Genomic DNA, 16,808 nt, shown 5'->3' on the forward strand with positions numbered 1-16,808 from the left:
CTCATTGAAGCCCTTGCCCAGCCTGCCCACTTCGACGTTGGAACGCGCCTCTTTCCTGGCTTCATCGCCGGATCCGGCCCTGTATCGCACGGTACTTGAACGCCTGAATGCGGGGTTCTGCATCATCGAAGTGATCTTCGATGACGCGGGTGTCGGCGTGGATTACCGGTTCGTCGAGGTAAACGAGGCGTTTGCCCGTAACACCGGGCTCGACAACGCCTGTGGCCAGCGGATGAGCAGCCTGCAGCCCGGGCATGAGCAGGATTGGTACCGTGTCTATGGCGAGGTGGCACTGAGCGGCCAGGCCAGGCAGTTCGAGATGGAAGCACGCGCCTTGAACCGGTGGTACTCGGTCGAGGCGGTCAGGGTGGGCGAGCCCGGCGAGCATCTGGTGGCCGTGGTGTTCTTCGACATCACCAACCGCAAGCACATCGAAGTGGAGCTGGCCGAAAGCGAGGCGCGCTTCAGTGCGCTGGCCGATGGCCTGCCGATGCCGGTCTGGGTGCTGGATGAGCGTGGCCATTCGCGCTTCGTCAACAGCGCCTTCAGTGAGTTCTTCGGCGGAGATGAGCAGCGCGTGCCGGATGATGTCTGGCGTGGGCTGGTGCATCCCGATGATGCCTCGGTGTTCGATTACGAACTGCAGGAAGCGCTGAAGTCGCAGCGCTCCATGCACGCGCTGGTCCGCGGCCGCCGCGCCGATGGCCAGTGGCGCTGGCTGGAAATGAATGCGCGTCCGCGCTTCTCGCGGATGGGCCGTTTCATCGGCCTTGCCGGCAGCAGTCCGGACGTGACCGAGCGCCGCGAGATCGAAATGGCGCGCGAGGAACTGCTGCAGTCCGAGCGTGCCGCACGCAGCGCTGCCGAAAACATGGCGCGCTTGAAGGATGAGTTCCTGGCCACGCTGTCGCACGAGCTGCGCACCCCGCTGACCACCATCCTGGGCTGGAGCGAACTGCTGCTGCAGCGCATCGACAACACCAGCCCGATGTACAAGGGACTGGGTGTGATCGCCAACAGTGCGATGGCGCAGAAACGCCTGATCTCGGACATGCTGGACCTGAGCAGCATGCTGCTGGGCAAGGTCCAGCTGGAAGTGGAGATGCTGGATCTGCGTGCGCAGCTGGAAGAAGCGATGCGCGCGCAGGAGCTGGTCGCCGAAGGCAAAGCGCTGTCGATGGAACTGGTGATGCCCGACGAGCCCTGCCTGGTGCTCGGCGATGCCACGCGCCTGCAGCAGGTGCTGTGGAACCTGCTCTCCAACGCGATCAAGTTCACCCCCGCCGAAGGGCGCGTGATTCTGACACTGGCCGCCGACGGCGGGCAGTGGTCGATCACCGTGACCGATTCCGGCGACGGTATCGCACCGGAATTCCTGCGCCATCTGTTCAGCCGCTTCCGCCAGGCCGACGGCACCACCACGCGCCGCCACGGCGGCTTGGGGCTGGGGCTGGCGATCGTGCAGCAGCTGGTCGAACTGCATGGCGGCGTGGTCGCGGCCAGCAGCGAGGGCCACGGGCAGGGGGCGAGCTTCAACGTGCGCCTGCCGCGCTATCAGCCACAGGCTGACGGTCGTCCGCTTCGCGAAGTGTTCAGTGGCCCGATCACCGAGCAGATCATCGAACCGTATCCGCTCAAGGGCCTGCACCTGCTGGCCGTGGAAGACCAGCCCGAAGTGCTGGAGTACCTGCGGCGGCTGCTGGAGGAACAGGGTGCCTCGGTCACCACGGCCTCCTCGGCCGGGGAAGCGCTGGCCCTGCTCAACGAGAACGGGCATGAGGGCATCGACGCGCTGCTGACCGACATCGGCATGCCGGGCATGGATGGCTACGGGTTGGTCCGCACGCTGCGCGACAACATGGGGGTGGAACCCGACGCGCTGCCGGCCGTGGCGGTGACCGCGCTGGCGCGTGCCGACGATCGCAAGCGCGCGCTCGCCTCGGGCTTCCAGGAACATGTGGCCAAGCCGTATTCGGTGGCCCAGCTGGTCGCCGCTGTGCGCGGCGTGCTTGGCGGGCGCTGAGCGTCCGCCGTTGGCGGTGTGTTGACGCCGCCACGGGCACACTGAGGCGTACGCCACAGGAGTTGCCATGTCCCGTTACGCCCCCCGCATCCACACCGATCCGGCCGCCATCGCGGCTCTGGAAGCGCTGCTGCCGCAGCTGCATGGCCAGACCCAGGTCGAACTCACGCTTGACGATGGCAGCCGCCTGCTCGGCACCGTTGCCGTGCAGCCGACGCTGCAGCAGTACCGCGACGCCGAGGAGAACGAAGGCAGCAATGGCCAGCTGCGGCTGGACGATCTGGACACCCCGGTGCAGCAGCACGTGGTGTGGCTGGACCAGATCAAGGCCATCCGGCAGCTGCCCTACCGCGAGTGATCGCGGTGGGCAGGCGCGCCGCCAGAGACGGGATCAGTGGATGAATTCGCTGGGTTCGGCCTCGAAACGGCGCGCGTAGGCCCGCTCATCGGCAATCCGGGCCACTTCTTCATCGGCCAGGTCCGGGGCGCCATAGACCGCATAGGCCACGCTGCCGTCGGCCGTTTTGCCGACCTGGTGGAGCCGGTAGCGCGAATGGCCGCCGCCAGTGTCTTCGGGGTAATGCACCGGTGGTTGGCTGCCCTCCATGTCCATCTCGCTGTTGTCGACTACGCCACCGACGAACAATGCACGCATGAGCCATCTCCACGGGAAGTGAGGCTCCACCCTGCCGGTTTGGATGTTGTCAGGGCATCAACAGGACGTTGAATAAACGCAAATCCGGGTGGGGCGGGGCGAACCGGTAGAATGGCGGCCTCTTTCAAGATGTGCCCCCCGCATGGCTGCCCAGCACGACGCTCCCCTGGAAACCCTGTTCCTGCCGTTCGCCAGTGGCGTGCTGTCCTGGCCCGCCGGCCCCGTGCTGTTCCTGCGCGCCCGCGATGGCGCCCCGCTGCGCGAGCACGCCCAGCCGGCCCAGCTGGTCTGCGAGCAGAGCTTCCGCCCGTTCGCCGATGCGCTGGAAGCCAGTGGCTGGACGGTGCGCGACGAACAGCAGCTGGCCACCGATGCCACCCGCTACGCGGTGGTGCTGGTGCTGCCGCCGCGCCAGCGTGAGGAAGCCAAGGCCCTGTTCGCCCGCGCGCTGGCCCTGGCCGCCCCGGGCGGCATCGTGGTGGCCTGCCAGCACAACAACGAAGGGGCGCGCTCCGGCGAAGGCGACCTGCAGCAGCTGGCCGGCCTGGGTGGCAAGCTGACCAAGAACCACTGCCGCGCCTACTGGACCGCCCCGCTCAACGGCCAGCACGACGCCGCGCTGGCGCAGCGCTGGGCGTCGCTGGACGCGCCGCGCGCGATCCTGGGCGGCCGCTTCCAGAGCCGCCCGGGCATCTTCGCCTGGGACCGCATCGACCCGGCCTCGGCCCTGCTGGTCGAGCAGCTGCCGGCCGATCTGGCCGGCCGTGGCGCCGACCTGGGCGCCGGCTTCGGCTATCTGTCCGCCGAAGTGCTGGCGCGCTGCCCGAACGTGACTGCGCTGGACCTGTACGAGGCCGAAGGCCGCGCGCTGGCGCTGGCCCGCGAGAACCTCGGCGCGCTCGGCAAGCCGGCGGCGCTGGCCTACCACTGGCAGGACGTCACCGCCGGGATCGACGGCGAGTACGACTTCATCGTGACCAACCCGCCGTTCCACACCCCGTCCCGCGCCGACCGTCCCGACATCGGCCAGCGCTTCATCGCCGTGGCCGCGCAGGCGCTGCGCCCGGGCGGCCGGATGTGGCTGGTGGCCAACCGCCACCTGCCGTACGAGCAGATCCTCAACGAGAGCTTCGGCCAGGTCCGCGTGGCCGCCGAGCGCGATGGCTTCAAGCTGATCGAAGCGACCAAGGCCAGCAAGAACGCCACGCCGGTCCGGACGCCGCGCAGCACCGAGCCGAAGTGGGGCCGCGGAGGCCGCGCATGAAGCTGGTCAAGCTGTTGGCCAACCTCGGCTATGGCAGCCGCAAGCAGGTGCAGGGGATGTTCCGCGCCGGCCTGATCACCGATGCCGAGGGCGAGGTGCTGTACGCCGACGACGCGGTCGCGCATGAGGCGATCCGGGTCGAGGGCGAGCCGCTGGACCCGCCGCAGGGCCTGACCCTGCTGCTGCACAAACCGCGCGGCTATACCTGCTCGACCAAGGACAAGGGCCGGCTGATCTACGACCTGCTGCCGCCGCGCTATCGCGACCGTGCGCCGGTGCTGTCCTCGGTGGGGCGGCTGGACCGCGATACCAGCGGGATGCTGCTGATGACCGACGACGGCGCGCTGCTGCACCGGATCGTGTCGCCGAAGTCGCGCCTGGACAAGGCCTACGAGGTCACCCTGGCCGAAGACCTGCGCGGCGATGAAACCGCGCGCTTCGCCAGCGGCACGCTGCTGCTGGAATCGGATGACAAGCCGCTGCTGCCGGCCGAGCTGCACGTCAACGGGCCGCGCCAGGCGCAGCTGGTGCTGCATGAAGGCCGCTACCACCAGGCCCGCCGCATGTTCGCGGCGGTCGGCAACCACGTCGAGGCACTGCATCGCAGCCGCATCGGCGGGCTGTCGCTCGGCGGGCTGCCGGAAGGCGAGTGGCGCATGCTGGATGCGGCCGATCTCGAGACGCTGTTCAACGTCCCATGACCGCCTTCGCCGCGCTGCCATTCCTGCCTGACGCCGTCATCTTCGACATGGACGGCCTGATGATCGACAGCGAGCGGGTCTCGGTCGCGTGCTGGTCGCAGGCGGCGCAGGAACTGGCGCTGCCGTTCCCGGAGGGGTTCTGGCTGCGCATGGTGGGCCTGGGCGATCGCGATTGCGAACGCCTGCTGCTGCAGACGGTGAATGCCGCGCAGGTCGCTGCGCTGTTCGCGCGCTGTCATGACCTGTACGAGGCGCGTACGCAGCAGGGGCTGCCGCTGCGTCCGGGCATCGTGGAGATCCTGCAGCTGCTGCACGAACACGGCATTCCGCGTGCGGTGGCGACCTCGACGCGGCAGCCGCGTGCCTCGCGCAAGCTGGCGGCGGCCGGGCTGCTGCCGTTCTTCGAGGTGGTGGTGACCAGCAGCGACGTGTCGCATCCCAAGCCGGCCCCGGATATCTACCTGCTGGCGGCGCAGAAGCTGGGCAAGGACCCGGCGCGCTGCCTGGCGCTGGAGGATTCCCCCGCCGGCATCCGCGCGGCGGTGGGGGCGGGCATGACCGCGATCCAGGTGCCGGACCTGGTGCATCCGGACGAGGAACTGCGCGCGCTGGGGCATCGCATCGTCGATTCGTTGCTGGATGCGCGGCAGTTGCTGGTGCCGTTGTTGCCGGTGACCGGCGCGCGGTAACGTCCCGCAGGGTTCGGCTCGCCGGCACACCGGCATTGATCGGGTTCACCACGAAAAAGCCCGGCACATGGCCGGGCTTTTTCGTGTACGTCGCAGCTGCGATCAGATCCGACTGAACACCAGCGCCGCATTCGTGCCGCCAAAGCCGAAGCTGTTGGACATCACCGTGTTCAGCTGTGCCGGCTGGGTCTGCTGCACGATCGGGAAGCCTTCCACCAGCGGGTCCAGCTCGCCGATGTTGGCCGAGCCGGCGATGAAGCCGTCGCGCATCATCAGCAGGCAGTAGATCGCTTCGTGCACGCTTGCCGCGCCCAGCGAGTGGCCGGACAGCGCCTTGGTCGAGGACAGCGGCGGAATGCTCTCGCCGAACACTTCACGGACGGCCTTCAGCTCGGTGACGTCGCCCAGCGGGGTCGAGGTGCCGTGCGTGTTGAGGTAGTCGATCGGGGCGGTGATGTGCTCCATCGCCATGTTCATGCAGCGCACCGCGCCTTCACCGGACGGGGCGACCATGTCGGCACCATCGGAGGTGACACCGTAGCCGACCAGCTCGGCATAGATGCGCGCACCACGGGCCACGGCGTGGTCGTAGTCTTCCAGCACCAGCATGCCGCCGCCACCGGCGATGACGAAGCCGTCGCGGTCCTTGTCGTACGGGCGCGAGGCCGAGGCGGGGGTCTCGTTGAAACGGGTCGACAGCGCGCCCATCGCATCGAACATCACGCTCATCGACCAGTGCAGGTCTTCACCGCCACCGGCGAACATCACGTCCTGCGCGCCATGACGGATCAGGTCCGCGGCGGCGCCGATGCAATGCGCCGAGGTGGCGCAGGCGGCCGACAGCGAGTAGCTCAGGCCCTTGATCTGGAACGCGGTGGCCAGGCAGGCCGATACCGTGGAGCACATCGTGCGCGGCACCATGTACGGGCCGACCTTGCGCACGCCACGCGCACGCAGAATGTCGGCCGATTCCACCTGCCACTGGCTGGAGCCACCGCCGGAGCCGGCGATCAGGCCGGTACGCGGATTGGCGACCTGTGCTTCATCCAGGCCGGCGTCGGCGATGGCGTCGCGCATGGCGATGTAGGCGTAGGCCGAGGCATCGCTCATGAAGCGCTTCACCTTGCGGTCGATCTGCGCGTCCAGGTCCAGCTCGATGTTGCCGCCCACGTGGCTGCGCAGGCCGGCTTCGGCGTGATCGGGCAGGTGGCGGATGCCGGCGCGGCCTTCACGCAGTGCCGAGGACACGGTGTCCAGATCGTTGCCCAGGCACGAAGTGATGCCCATTCCGGTAATGACGACGCGACGCATCAGAAGTTCTCAGTGGAAGTGAACAGACCTACACGCAGGTCCTTGGCAGAATAGATTTCGCGACCGTCCACCAGCATGCGGGCATCGGACTGTGCCATCACCAGCTTGCGGTTGATGACGCGCGAGATGTCGATTTCGTAGGTGACGCGCTTGGCGCTCGGCAGCACCTGGCCGGTGAATTTGACTTCGCCGCAGCCCAGGGCGCGGCCACGGCCGGGCGCACCGATCCAGGTCAGGAAGAAGCCGGTCAGCTGCCACATGGCATCCAGGCCGAGGCAGCCGGGCATGACCGGGTCGCCGAGGAAGTGACAGTCGAAGAACCACAGGTCAGGGCGGATATCCAGTTCCGCGCGTACCATGCCTTTGCCATGGGGACCGCCGTCCTCGCGGATGTCGGTGATGCGATCGAACATCAGCATCGGATCGTTGGGCAGGCGGCCGCTGCCCGGGCCGAACAGTTCACCGCGGGCGCTGGCCAGCAGCTGGTCGCGCGAGAACGCGTTGAGACGAGTCATGGAAAACGCAATCCTGAAGAAGTTGTCATCGGGGTGAGCCGACCACAGGTCGACTGCTCTTGCATGAAGCAAGTGCTCAAGAGTGCATGAGAAAAAGTGATTCAATCAAACGTTTTAACCGTACGCCGCCGTAGTGTTTTCAGGTTCAAAAACGCATGTCGTTGTTATCCAACAACCATACTGCGGCGTGTGGCTGTAATCTTGTTCATCTGAATCCGAGTGCCGACGCCCGTGTCCCGCCCCCGCAAGATCATTCACGTCGACATGGACGCGTTCTACGCGTCCGTGGAGCAGCGTGACGACCCTTCCTTGCGGGGCAAGCCGGTGGTGGTGGCGTGGCGGGGAATGCGCTCGGTCGTCTGCGCGGCGTCTTACGAGGCACGGGTGTTCGGGGTGCGTTCGGCGATGCCGGCGGTGCGTGCGGAGCGGCTGTGCCCGGATGCGGTATTCGTGCCGCCGGATTTCGTGCGCTACAAGGCGGTCTCACGCCAGGTGCGCGAGATTTTCCTGCGGCATACGGACCTGGTGGAGCCGCTGTCGCTGGATGAGGCGTATCTGGATGTGACCGAGCACAAGGGCGGGATGACGGTGGCGACGGAGATCGCGCAGATCATCCGTGCGCAGATCCGCGAGGAGACGCAGTTGACGGCCTCGGCGGGGATCGCGCCGAACAAGTTCCTGGCGAAGATCGCGTCGGATTGGCGCAAGCCGGATGGTCAGTTCGTGGTGCCGCCGCATCGCATCGAGCAGTTCCTGACGCCATTGCCGGTGAACCGTGTGCCGGGCGTGGGCAAGGTGATGGCGGCGAAGCTGGCGGAGCTGGGCGTGGCGACGGTGGGCGATCTGCGTACGGTGCCGCTGGAGGAACTGGAGGCGCGGTTCGGGACGTTCGGGGCACGGTTGTTCAATCGTGCGCGGGGCGTGGATGAGCGGCCGGTGGAGCCGGATCAGCCGGTGCAGTCGATTTCGTCGGAGGATACGTTCGCGGAGGATCTGCTGCTGGAGGATCTGGCGCCGGCGATCGTGCAGTTGGCGGAGAAGACCTGGCAGGCGACGCGGAAGACGGACCGGGTGGGGCACACGGTGGTGTTGAAGTTGAAGACGTCGCAGTTCCGGATCATTACGCGCAGTTTTACGCCGGAGTCGCCGCCGGATTCGTTGGAGGAGTTGCGGGAGATTGCGTTGGGGTTGCGGGCGCGGGTGGAGTTGCCGTTGGAGACGCGGTATCGGTTGGGGGGGGGGGGGTTGGGGGGCTTCCGGGAGCGGGAGATGGTGCGCCAGCCGGGGTTGTTTGATCACCTTGGTGATGTGTAGCTGGGCGGTATTCGTCCGTGTTTTTTGCCGTGTTTCTTGAGCTGTCTAAGTGTTGACGGCAACGGCGACAGCAACATCAAGATCAAGATCAACTGCTAAGGCGCTGGTATCTGCGTGGTGAGGGCTTGGGACGACGCGGGTGGGGTATCGGGACCCGCCGCAAGTACGTCCATGTAGGCTCGTGTGTTGCCATCCATGGCAACACACGGTCCCGATACCCCACCCGCGCCGTCCCTCCGACACTGGGTCGGTGCGCATGGAAAATCGACATCGCTTTGCCTTACGTCCGCATCGTTACGGCCACTGCATTTCGCCCTTGGCTACTTTCGCGCTCAGTTCCAATGAACTCTCGCCAGCCAGGTTTGGATAGCGCTTTTTCATTGCGGCGATCAGTGCGTTGGCGTCGTTGCTGCGTGCGGTTTCTTCGTCGAAGGCGCGGATGTAGTCGGCGGTGAAATCCACTGCGCTGATGTCGAGGGGGGCACCTGCTGCGTAATGGCCGGGGATGACGCGGGTGGGGTTCAGGGCCTTGATGGTGGCGAGGGTCTGCAGCCAGTGCGCGTGTGATTGCGCGCTCTGGGTGTCGGCCATCCAGACGTGTTCGCCGGCGACGACCGGGATGCCGCCTAGGACGGTGTGGAGGGTGGGGATCCACAGGACGGTGCGGTCCGGGGTGGGGCCGGTGAGGCCGATGATCTTGATCGGTTGGCCTTCGAGGGTGAGGGTGTCGCCGTCGAGGGGCCGGGGGATGACGATGCGGGTCGGTTTGCCTGCGCCCATCTGCGGGCCCCAGTACGCGAGTTTGGCGGCCTGGGTGGCGTTGATATGGGCGACTGTCGCGGGGGTGGCGAGGATGCGGGCGCCGGGGAAGGCGTCCTGCAGGGTGGCCAGGCCGAAGTAGTAGTCGGGGTCGCCGTGGCTGATGTAGATCGTGGTCAGCCGTTTGCCGGAATCACGGATGCGCTGGACGAGTTGCGCGGCATCGGTGGCGGCGAACTGTGCGTCGACGAGGATGGCGTCGTGGCGGCCGGTGATCAGGGTCGACGAGACGGCGAACAGGGCGTCGTCGCCGGGGTGGTAGGGCTGCACCGCGAGGGGAGCGGCCTGCGCCGGGGCGATCGCGGCCGGGCGGGCGTGGCTGCTGGCGGGCGCGAGGGCGGTGAGGCCGGTGATCAGGGCCAGGCTGAGGGCGAGAGGGGCGCGGGAGAGCATGGACATGCGGTGGGTTCCATCCAGGGCCCCGGCGGGGATCGCCGGGGCGGGCAGGGCTCAGTACGCGACGGTGGCGATCTGGCGGAGGTACTGCGGGGTCTCGATCTCGCTGACGAAGGCGTCGGCGTAGTCGGCGTAGCTGATCCGGCTGTGGCCGTCATCGCCGACCAGGAAGTTCCTGGCCTGGGTGCGGAAGCCGCCGCGCTGCGGGCCCGGGCCGATTTCGGCGGCGGGGGAGTAGAAGGTCCAGTCGAGGTCGTCGACGGCGCGCAGCTGCGTCAGCGTCTCGCGGGCGGCCAGGGCGACCGGCTTGTAGGCGTCCGGGAAGCCCTCGGTGTCCACCAGCTGCACGCCGGGGGCAACTTCCAGGCTGCCGGCGCCACCGACCATGATGAAGCGGGGCACGCCGGCCTGGCGCGCAGCGGCGACCAGCGCGGCACTGGTGGTGGTCACCGTGGCGGGGGCATCGCCCGGGCGCGGGCCGAAGGCGCTGGCCAGGACGTCATGGCCGGCGATCACGGCGGCCAGCGCGTCGGTGTCATCCAGCGCGGCCACGGCCAGCTGGGCGCCGTCCAGTTCAGCCGGGAGGTCGGTCTCGCGGCGCACGATGGCGGTGACCTGATGGCCGCGGGCGAGGGCCTGGCGGGCGATTTCACGGCCGATGTTGCCGGTCGCACCAACGAGAGCGATTTTCATGGGGGAGGTCCGTTTGAGGAAGGAAGGCCAGCGTATGCCTCTGGAATCGAACGAAAAACCGCGTATAACGGCCTAATTTGTTGCACGGATCGATCAAATGGACCGGATGACCGCCATGAATGTGTTCATCGAGGTCGCCGAGCGCGGCAGTCTGACGGCGGCGGCCGAGGCGCTGGAGATGTCGCGGGCGATGGTGACGCGCTATCTGGCCGAGGTGGAGCGCTGGCTGGGCGCGCGGTTGCTCCACCGGACCACGCGCCGGATCAGCCTGACCGGGCCGGGCGAGGCGGCGCTGCTGCGCTTCCGCCAGATGCTGGCGATCGGCGATGAGCTGCGCGGTGAGCTGGCCACCGACAACCCCGAGCCGCACGGGCTGCTGCGGGTCACCGCGAGTGTCTCGTTCGGGCAGATCCACCTGGCTGCGGCGGTGGCGGAGTTCGTCAAACGGCATCCGCTGACGCGGGTGGAACTGCTCCTCGTCGATCGGGTGGTGAACCTGGTCGAAGAGCGCGTGGATATCGCCGTGCGCATCTCGCGCGCGATCGATCCGAGCCTGATCGCGCGGCCGTTGGCGCCGTGCCGTTCGGTGCTGTGCGCGGCGCCGGCGTACCTGGCCGAGCGCGGCACGCCGACCACGGCCGACGCACTGGCCGCGCACAATTGCCTGACCCATCACTACGTCGGCAAGAGCGTGTGGCATCTGCAGCGCGAGGGACGGAAGATCGCGGTGGCGGTGGGGGGCAACATCAGCGCCAATGAAGCGTCGCTGCTGCTCGAAGCGGTGCGCGCCGGTGCGGGTATCGCGATGCTGCCCACGTACCAGATCGCCCCGTTGCTGCGCAGTGGCGAACTGATCGAAGTGCTGCCCGATTACGAGGTTGAAGGGCTGGGCATCCACGCGGTGTATGCGTCTCGCCGGCAGTTGCCGACGATCATGCGCAGCTTCCTGGATTTCCTGGTGGAGCGGTTCAGCAGTCCACGGTTCCTGGCGTCGCTCTGAGCGCCGGACGTCAACGGCGCATGAGCTGGAACGTGCAGGGGCGACCTTACAATGGCCTCCCCACGTCGTTGAAGTGAGTGTCGTCTTGTCCTATCCGTATCCGTTGGTGGTGTTCGATCTGGATGGCACGCTGGTGGACAGCGCTGCCGATATCGCCGAAGCGCTCAACCGCACGCTGCAGGACTGGCAGTTGCCGCGCGTGCCGGAGGCGACGGTGTTGACGTGGATCGGGGATGGCGTGCGACGGCTGGTCGAGCAGGCGTTTACCGCAGCCGGCAGTGATATCGATCTGGATAAGGTGATGCCGGGTTTCATGCGGCACTACGAAGCGTGCCTGTTGCGCAGCCCGCGTCTGTTCGATGGTGTGAGCGAAACGTTGGGCGCTTTGCGCGCACGTTCGGTGACGCTGGCGATCTGCACCAACAAGCCGTCCGCGCTGGTGGCGCCGTTGCTGCAGCACTTCGGTCTGCAGGACGCATTCGCGCTGGTGCTGGGCGGGGATTCCTTGCCGGAGCGCAAGCCTAGTGGTTCGCCATTGCGGCACATCGCCGCGCAGTTCGGCGTGGCCGTCGAGGCAGCGTTGATGGTGGGCGATTCGATCACGGATTACCGGGCGGCCGTGGATGCCGGCATGCCGGTGGCGCTGGTGCGTTATGGGTATCCGCGCGGGCTGGATCTGGACACCGTCGAGGCGATTGCCGTGGTGGATGATCTGCGGGAACTGCTGGTGCTGTGACGCATCAAGGCGTGTGCCGACCAACGGTCGGCACCTACCTGGGGACGGCGGCGGTGCCGCCGTCCGGATGCCTTATTTCGGCTGGTAACGCACGCTCAGGCGGTATTCGCGGCCGGGCTGGTTGTACCAGGCAACCGTTTCGTAGTCGCGATCGAACACGTTGCTGACCCGACCCAGCACCGACCAGTCGCGGGTCAGGGCGTATTCCAGGCGCAGGTCGAGGGTGCCGTAGCCACCCAGGCGCACGGTGTTGGCCGCGTCGTCGTAGCGCTTGCCGGCGCCGTTGGCGGTGAGGCCGGCGCGGAAGTCACCGAAGCGGCGATCCACGTCCAGACGCGCGGTGTTCTGTGCGCGGCGGGCCAGCCAGTTGTCGAACTGCGCGCTGCCGTCGGTGCGGTTGCGCGGGTCGGTGTGGCTGAGCTGTGCGTTGAGGTCGAACCCGGCGACGGTGATCGCGCCGGTCAGTTCGGCACCGCGGATGCGGGCCTTTTCGACCTGCGACATCATGAAGGTGGTCGCGTCGTAGGTGATCAGGTCATCGATGCGGGTTTCGTACACGTCCAGGCCCCAGCGCCAGCCGTCGCCCTGCTGGGCGATGCCGACGTTCGCGCTCTTGGACTTCTCCGGATCCAGGGTCGGCACGCCGCTCCACGGGTCGTAGAGGTCGCTGAAGGTCGGCGCCTTGAACGCGGTGCCGTAGCTGGCGTTGAGGCGGAACCCGCTGCCCAGCTCCAGGCCCCAGCCGAGGCTGCCGGTGGTGTGGTTGCCGAACTGCTCGTTGTCGTCGTTGCGCACGCTGGCCTGCAGGTGGTGTGCGCCGAAGCGACCCTGGTACTGCACGAACACGCCGGTGTTGTCGCGGCTGTCGACCAGGTAACCGGCACTGCTGCCGTCCAGGTTGTCCTGGCTCCAGTCCACGCCGGCGCTCAGCAGCTGGCCCTCGGCGATGCCGATATCGGCCTGCACCGAGGCGCTGTCGCGATGGGTCTGCGCGTTGCCCAGCCAGGCGTCGCCGTTGAAGTTGTCCGATTCGTTGTCGGCGCGGCCGACATTCACGGTCAGGTTGAAGCGCTCGCTGGGCGTGTAGCGCAGCTTGCCGCCGAGCACCTGCTGCAGGGTCTCGGAGTAATTGTAGTAACCGTCGTAATGGTTCTCGCCTTCGGCGCGCAGCGCGGTGCCTTCCAGGCTCAGCGTGTCGGTCAGCGCATAGCCACCGCGCAGGCTCATCGACAGGTTGCGGTAGCCGTCGCGGTCGGGCTCATCGGCGCCGCACCCGGCGAACGGCGACACCGAGCCGCGGCAGGCGTTGATGCCATCGGTGTGCTGGTAGGCGATGTCGGTGCCGAGCCAGCCACGCGCGCCACTGCCGCCGAAACCGCCGCTGGCTTCACGCAGGCCATTGCTGCCCCCACCGAGCTGCAGGTGCGGCGCGAACTGGCCGGCGTTGCGACGGGTGAAGATCTGGATCACGCCACCAATCGCATCGGCGCCGTACAGACTGGACTGCGGACCCCGCACGATTTCGATGCGCTCGATCTGCGCCAGCGGGAGGTCCTGGATCATAGCCAGGCCGAGGTCGCCGGTGTTGATGCGCACGCCATCGACCAGCACCAGGGTGTGGGCCGAATTGGTGCCGCGCAGGAACAGCGAGCTCTGCTTGCCCAGGCCACCGCTGTTGTTGAGGTTGATGCCGGCACGGCCGCGCAGCAGATCCTGCAGCGACGGCGCCTGGCTGCGCTCGATCTCGGCGCGGTCGATCACCTGTGCCGGCGAGATGCTGTCCTGCAGGGCGATCGGGGTGCGGGTGGCGGTGACCAGCACCTGGTCCAGTGCGGTGGCTTCGTCCTGTGCGGACGCCAGCAGGGGCAGGGCCGACAGCACGGCCAGGGAAAGAACGCGGGTTTGCAGCTTCATCGATGACTCCATGCACCGCGCACGCCCGCGCGGCAAGGGGTGGGGATGATCGCGCTGCAGGGGATATCGACGGTGGGCGGGCGCGCAGGCGCCGGCTTGCCGCCGCCATGCCCGCCGCATCGCAACCAGTCGTCTTCCAGGCCGGTCTCCGGGCTCGCGGGTCGATGGCGGTGCCATCGTGCCAAGCGCCTTCCCATGCCGGAGCACAGTGGCGTAGTGCCTGGTGTTTCCACGCTTACCGTTGCGGGGGCAGCGCCGGAGTGGCGGCGTGGCACAGGGCCTGACGCGTCACCGGCTTCCCGTTTCAACCTGGCGGCCTTGCAGCCCCGGGTCACCTGAAAGTGGGCGCAGTCTAAGCCATCGGCCGGGCCGGTGGAGCGCACCGGTTAGAATGCGCCTCGCTTTTTCGATGTGATCTCCATGACCCCAACGTGGTTGCAGCACCCCGGCACCGACGCCCGTGACCCGCACTGGCCGACCGCAGCGGGTAGCAGACGGGGCCTGGCATGATCCTTGACCTGATCCGCCACGCCAGCACCGGCCGCGACGATCACCTGGATGGCCGCACCGATCCGCCGCTGCACGACGGCGCGACCGAGGCTTTGTGCGCGCGCTATGCCGGGCTGTCCTGGCAGCGTGTGCTGTCCTCGCCACGGCAGCGTGCACGCTCGAGCGCCGAGGCGCTGGCCGCTCTCCACGCGGTGGACGTGGAGGTCGACGAAGAATGGGAGGAACTCGACTTCGGCGACTGGGATGGCCTTGCACTGGAGGCGCTGCCGATGGACGCGCTGTCGGCCTTCCATCTGGACCCGCACGCCAATCCGCCGCCGCACGGGGAAAGCTGGGGCCATTTCGAGCGTCGCATCGTGCGCGGCCTGCATCGGTTGCTGGATGACCCGGACCCGGTGCCGACCCTGATCGTCAGTCATGGCGGGCCGCTGCGGATGGTGCTGTCGCAGGTGTGCGGTCTGCCGATGGCCATGTGCTGGGCGCTGCGCATCGATCACGGCACACGCGTACGTCTGCGCGTGGAGCGCGAGGATGATCAGCTGTGGGGCGAACTGCTGGAGCTGCAGCAGGTGTGAAGCACGCGGGTACCGACGGTGTATCGGTGCCCGCGGATCAGCGGTTGTCGTCGTCGACCTCGAACGGCGGTGCTTCGTCGCCGTCATCGTCGCGATGCTCCACCGTGCGGTCATAGACCGGACCGGAGGCCGGGGGGGCCTTCTTCAGCGGCTGGTCGGCGATGATCGCTTCGTACTCGGCCACCAGCACAGTGCGGCGTGCTTCCGGCAGTTCCTGCCAGTGGCAGTCCTGCAGCGCGCCTTCCAGCGAGTAGAGCAGGTTCAAGCTGGGCTTGAAGCCGGCGCGGCGCACCTTGACGAAGGCACCGACCGCACCGACCGCCACCAGGTCTTCCGGCGTACGCAGACCGACCTGACGCAGCCAGGCTGCGCTCTTCGGGCCGATGTTGCGCAGCTTGACGCCACTCATCCCAGGGCCTCGACGAACACGGCGGCGATCGCTTCCAGACCGGCCTGGTCCTCGGCATCGAAGCGTGCCAGCGAGGGACTGTCCAGATCGAACACGCCGACCAGGTCACCGTTGTGGACCAGCGGCACGACCAGTTCCGAGCGCGAGGCCGAGTCGCAGGCAATGTGGCCCGGGAACGCGTCGACGTCTTCGATGCGCTGGGTCACGCGCTGCGAGGCCGCGGCGCCACACACGCCCTTGTCGAGCGGAATGCGGACGCAGGCCGGCAGGCCCTGGAACGGGCCGACGACCAGTTCCTTGCCGTCGAAGAAGTAGAAGCCCACCCAGTTCAGGTGCGGCAGGGCGTGGTAGACCAGCGCCGACAGGTTGGCCGCATTGGCGATGCGGTCGCGCTCGCCGTGCACCAGGGCGCGGGCCTGGGCCAGCAGCTGGCCGTACTGTTCCGGCTTGCTGCCGGTGAGCGTGGAAGTATCGAACATGGCCGCAGTCTACCAAGCTGCACGCCCGTCTGCGCCGGGCCCGACGGAACGCAGCGGACCGCGTGGCGGCGCTGCCGGGACGGCGGATAATGGCGCGTTTCCGCTTCCGGTCGCCCCCCATGTCCCTGCCTGCGCCGCGCCCTGCCGCCCTGTTCGTCACCGGTACCGATACCGGCATCGGCAAGACCTTCAGCAGCTGCGTACTGCTGCATGCCCTGCGCCGTCACGGCGGCACCGCCGTGGGCATGAAGCCGGTCGCCAGCGGCTGCGAGCGCACGCCCGAGGGCCTGCGCAACGAGGATGCCACCGCCCTGCTGGCGGCCAGCGTGCCGGCGCCGGCATACGACGACCTCAATCCGTTCGCGCTGGAGCAGCCGTTGGCCCCGGAGATCGCCGCCGCGGAGGCGGGCGTGCAGCTGTCGCTGGCCCCGATCGAAGCGGCGTTCGCACGCCTGCGCGCCAGCGCCGATACGGTGGTGGTCGAGGGTGTGGGTGGCTGGCTGGCGCCGCTGTCGGCCACGCTGGACCAAGGCGACCTGGTGCATGCACTGGAGTTGCCGGTGGTGATGGTGGTCGGCCTGCGCCTGGGCTGCCTCAACCACGCGCGGCTCACCGCCGACGCGATCGCGGCCCAGGGCGCGCGCTGCATCGGCTGGATCGCCAACGAGGTGGATCCGACCATGGCACGACGGGATGAGAACGTCGCGCTGCTCACCGCGCGGCTGTCGATGCCGTGCTGGGGGCGGCTGCCGTATGCGCCGGGCGCGGACCCGGCCAGCCTGGCCGACCGTCTGGTGTTCTGAGC

Annotated in this window: 18 protein-coding genes and 1 riboswitch; of the genes, 10 read left to right on the forward strand and 8 right to left on the reverse strand. The window is 67.9% G+C overall.

Annotation, left to right across the window (positions count from 1 at the left end; all coding sequences use genetic code 11):
• Positions 1-22 precede the first annotated feature (22 nt).
• Complete coding sequence (locus HH110_RS16295) at positions 23-2,023, forward strand: ATP-binding protein (RefSeq protein WP_241696610.1); 2,001 nt, start codon at positions 23-25, stop codon at positions 2,021-2,023.
• 67 nt (positions 2,024-2,090) lie between these two features.
• Positions 2,091-2,381, forward strand: coding sequence for a DUF3247 family protein (locus tag HH110_RS16300; RefSeq protein ID WP_176990643.1), 291 nt, complete (start codon positions 2,091-2,093; stop codon positions 2,379-2,381).
• A gap of 33 nt (positions 2,382-2,414) precedes the next feature.
• Here the strand turns inward: HH110_RS16300 and HH110_RS16305 are convergent, their stop codons facing one another.
• Positions 2,415-2,678, reverse strand: coding sequence for a hypothetical protein (locus tag HH110_RS16305; protein WP_123731285.1), 264 nt, complete (start codon positions 2,676-2,678; stop codon positions 2,415-2,417).
• Between the two features lie 142 nt (positions 2,679-2,820).
• Between HH110_RS16305 and HH110_RS16310 the strand changes: the two genes are divergently transcribed.
• The 3 genes from HH110_RS16310 to HH110_RS16320 are packed head-to-tail and all read left to right on the forward strand — an operon-like array spanning position 2,821 to position 5,332.
• A complete protein-coding gene (locus HH110_RS16310) occupies positions 2,821-3,942 on the forward strand; it encodes a class I SAM-dependent methyltransferase (protein WP_176990644.1) in 1,122 nt (373 codons plus the stop codon).
• On the forward strand, positions 3,939-4,643 hold the full coding sequence (locus HH110_RS16315; protein ID WP_176990645.1) for a pseudouridine synthase: 705 nt from the start codon (positions 3,939-3,941) through the stop codon (positions 4,641-4,643). Before HH110_RS16310 ends, HH110_RS16315 begins: the two co-directional genes overlap by 4 nt.
• Complete coding sequence (locus HH110_RS16320; protein ID WP_176990646.1) at positions 4,640-5,332, forward strand: HAD family phosphatase; 693 nt, start codon at positions 4,640-4,642, stop codon at positions 5,330-5,332. The genes HH110_RS16315 and HH110_RS16320 overlap by 4 nt, the downstream gene beginning before the upstream one ends.
• Before the next feature lie 102 nt (positions 5,333-5,434).
• On the opposite strand, the gene fabB is transcribed toward HH110_RS16320, so the two are convergent.
• Complete coding sequence (fabB, locus tag HH110_RS16325) at positions 5,435-6,643, reverse strand: beta-ketoacyl-ACP synthase I (RefSeq protein WP_176990647.1); 1,209 nt, start codon at positions 6,641-6,643, stop codon at positions 5,435-5,437.
• Positions 6,643-7,158, reverse strand: coding sequence for a 3-hydroxyacyl-[acyl-carrier-protein] dehydratase FabA (gene fabA / locus HH110_RS16330; RefSeq protein WP_070471641.1), 516 nt, complete (start codon positions 7,156-7,158; stop codon positions 6,643-6,645). Before fabA ends, fabB begins: the two co-directional genes overlap by 1 nt.
• A 231-nt stretch (positions 7,159-7,389) precedes the next feature.
• On the opposite strand from fabA, the gene dinB reads away from it, so the two are divergent.
• Positions 7,390-8,472: a DNA polymerase IV gene (gene dinB, locus HH110_RS16335; RefSeq protein WP_176990648.1), complete on the forward strand. Its 1,083-nt coding sequence runs from the start codon at positions 7,390-7,392 to the stop codon at positions 8,470-8,472.
• Between the two features lie 294 nt (positions 8,473-8,766).
• Here dinB and HH110_RS16340 read toward each other — a convergent pair whose 3' ends face one another.
• Entirely contained in the window at positions 8,767-9,690 is a 924-nt protein-coding gene (locus HH110_RS16340; protein WP_176990649.1) for an MBL fold metallo-hydrolase, read from the reverse strand.
• A gap of 51 nt (positions 9,691-9,741) precedes the next feature.
• On the reverse strand, positions 9,742-10,380 hold the full coding sequence (locus HH110_RS16345; protein ID WP_176990650.1) for an NAD(P)-dependent oxidoreductase: 639 nt from the start codon (positions 10,378-10,380) through the stop codon (positions 9,742-9,744).
• A gap of 97 nt (positions 10,381-10,477) precedes the next feature.
• Between HH110_RS16345 and HH110_RS16350 the strand changes: the two genes are divergently transcribed.
• Together HH110_RS16350 and gph are read left to right on the forward strand one after the other, a co-directional pair.
• Positions 10,478-11,380 (forward strand): LysR family transcriptional regulator, encoded by a 903-nt coding sequence (locus HH110_RS16350; protein WP_176990651.1) that lies wholly within the window; start codon positions 10,478-10,480, stop codon positions 11,378-11,380.
• An 85-nt stretch (positions 11,381-11,465) separates the two neighbouring features.
• Positions 11,466-12,116 carry a phosphoglycolate phosphatase gene (gph, locus tag HH110_RS16355; RefSeq protein WP_176990652.1) on the forward strand — a complete coding sequence of 217 codons (651 nt, stop codon included), beginning with the start codon at positions 11,466-11,468 and terminating at the stop codon, positions 12,114-12,116.
• A gap of 72 nt (positions 12,117-12,188) precedes the next feature.
• Here the strand turns inward: gph and btuB are convergent, their stop codons facing one another.
• Positions 12,189-14,030, reverse strand: coding sequence for a TonB-dependent vitamin B12 receptor (gene btuB / locus HH110_RS16360; protein WP_176990653.1), 1,842 nt, complete (start codon positions 14,028-14,030; stop codon positions 12,189-12,191).
• A 121-nt stretch (positions 14,031-14,151) separates the two neighbouring features.
• Positions 14,152-14,384, reverse strand: a riboswitch (cobalamin riboswitch).
• A gap of 152 nt (positions 14,385-14,536) precedes the next feature.
• Between btuB and HH110_RS16365 the strand changes: the two genes are divergently transcribed.
• Positions 14,537-15,115, forward strand: coding sequence for a histidine phosphatase family protein (locus tag HH110_RS16365; protein WP_176990654.1), 579 nt, complete (start codon positions 14,537-14,539; stop codon positions 15,113-15,115).
• Positions 15,116-15,152: 37 nt separating this feature from the next.
• Here HH110_RS16365 and HH110_RS16370 read toward each other — a convergent pair whose 3' ends face one another.
• Positions 15,153-15,524: a TfoX/Sxy family protein gene (locus HH110_RS16370; RefSeq protein WP_176990655.1), complete on the reverse strand. Its 372-nt coding sequence runs from the start codon at positions 15,522-15,524 to the stop codon at positions 15,153-15,155.
• Positions 15,521-16,003 (reverse strand): GAF domain-containing protein, encoded by a 483-nt coding sequence (locus HH110_RS16375; RefSeq protein ID WP_088432024.1) that lies wholly within the window; start codon positions 16,001-16,003, stop codon positions 15,521-15,523. Before HH110_RS16375 ends, HH110_RS16370 begins: the two co-directional genes overlap by 4 nt.
• 119 nt (positions 16,004-16,122) lie before the next feature.
• Here HH110_RS16375 and bioD point away from each other — a divergent pair, with 119 nt between their 5' ends.
• Entirely contained in the window at positions 16,123-16,806 is a 684-nt protein-coding gene (bioD, locus tag HH110_RS16380; protein ID WP_176990656.1) for a dethiobiotin synthase, read from the forward strand.
• The last annotated feature ends 2 nt before the right edge of the window (positions 16,807-16,808 follow it).

The organism is Stenotrophomonas sp. SAM-B (assembly GCF_013387485.1).
GTDB classification, from domain to species: Bacteria; Pseudomonadota; Gammaproteobacteria; order Xanthomonadales; family Xanthomonadaceae; genus Stenotrophomonas; species Stenotrophomonas maltophilia_AA.

Excerpts from the sequence above, each read along its gene's own strand:
- HH110_RS16315 (WP_176990645.1), top strand. The coding sequence starts at position 3,939 with ATGAAGCTGGTCAAGCTGTTGGCCAACCTCGGCTATGGCAGCCGCAAG.
- HH110_RS16305 (WP_123731285.1), bottom strand. The coding sequence starts at position 2,678 with ATGCGTGCATTGTTCGTCGGTGGCGTAGTCGACAACAGCGAGATGGAC.
- fabA (WP_070471641.1), bottom strand. The coding sequence starts at position 7,158 with ATGACTCGTCTCAACGCGTTCTCGCGCGACCAGCTGCTGGCCAGCGCC.
- HH110_RS16300 (WP_176990643.1), top strand. The coding sequence starts at position 2,091 with ATGTCCCGTTACGCCCCCCGCATCCACACCGATCCGGCCGCCATCGCG.
- HH110_RS16375 (WP_088432024.1), bottom strand. The coding sequence starts at position 16,003 with ATGTTCGATACTTCCACGCTCACCGGCAGCAAGCCGGAACAGTACGGC.
- HH110_RS16370 (WP_176990655.1), bottom strand. The coding sequence starts at position 15,524 with ATGAGTGGCGTCAAGCTGCGCAACATCGGCCCGAAGAGCGCAGCCTGG.
- HH110_RS16365 (WP_176990654.1), top strand. The coding sequence starts at position 14,537 with ATGATCCTTGACCTGATCCGCCACGCCAGCACCGGCCGCGACGATCAC.
- HH110_RS16320 (WP_176990646.1), top strand. The coding sequence starts at position 4,640 with ATGACCGCCTTCGCCGCGCTGCCATTCCTGCCTGACGCCGTCATCTTC.
- HH110_RS16345 (WP_176990650.1), bottom strand. The coding sequence starts at position 10,380 with ATGAAAATCGCTCTCGTTGGTGCGACCGGCAACATCGGCCGTGAAATC.
- HH110_RS16340 (WP_176990649.1), bottom strand. The coding sequence starts at position 9,690 with ATGTCCATGCTCTCCCGCGCCCCTCTCGCCCTCAGCCTGGCCCTGATC.
- bioD (WP_176990656.1), top strand. The coding sequence starts at position 16,123 with ATGTCCCTGCCTGCGCCGCGCCCTGCCGCCCTGTTCGTCACCGGTACC.
- fabB (WP_176990647.1), bottom strand. The coding sequence starts at position 6,643 with ATGCGTCGCGTCGTCATTACCGGAATGGGCATCACTTCGTGCCTGGGC.
- btuB (WP_176990653.1), bottom strand. The coding sequence starts at position 14,030 with ATGAAGCTGCAAACCCGCGTTCTTTCCCTGGCCGTGCTGTCGGCCCTG.
- HH110_RS16350 (WP_176990651.1), top strand. The coding sequence starts at position 10,478 with ATGGACCGGATGACCGCCATGAATGTGTTCATCGAGGTCGCCGAGCGC.
- HH110_RS16310 (WP_176990644.1), top strand. The coding sequence starts at position 2,821 with ATGGCTGCCCAGCACGACGCTCCCCTGGAAACCCTGTTCCTGCCGTTC.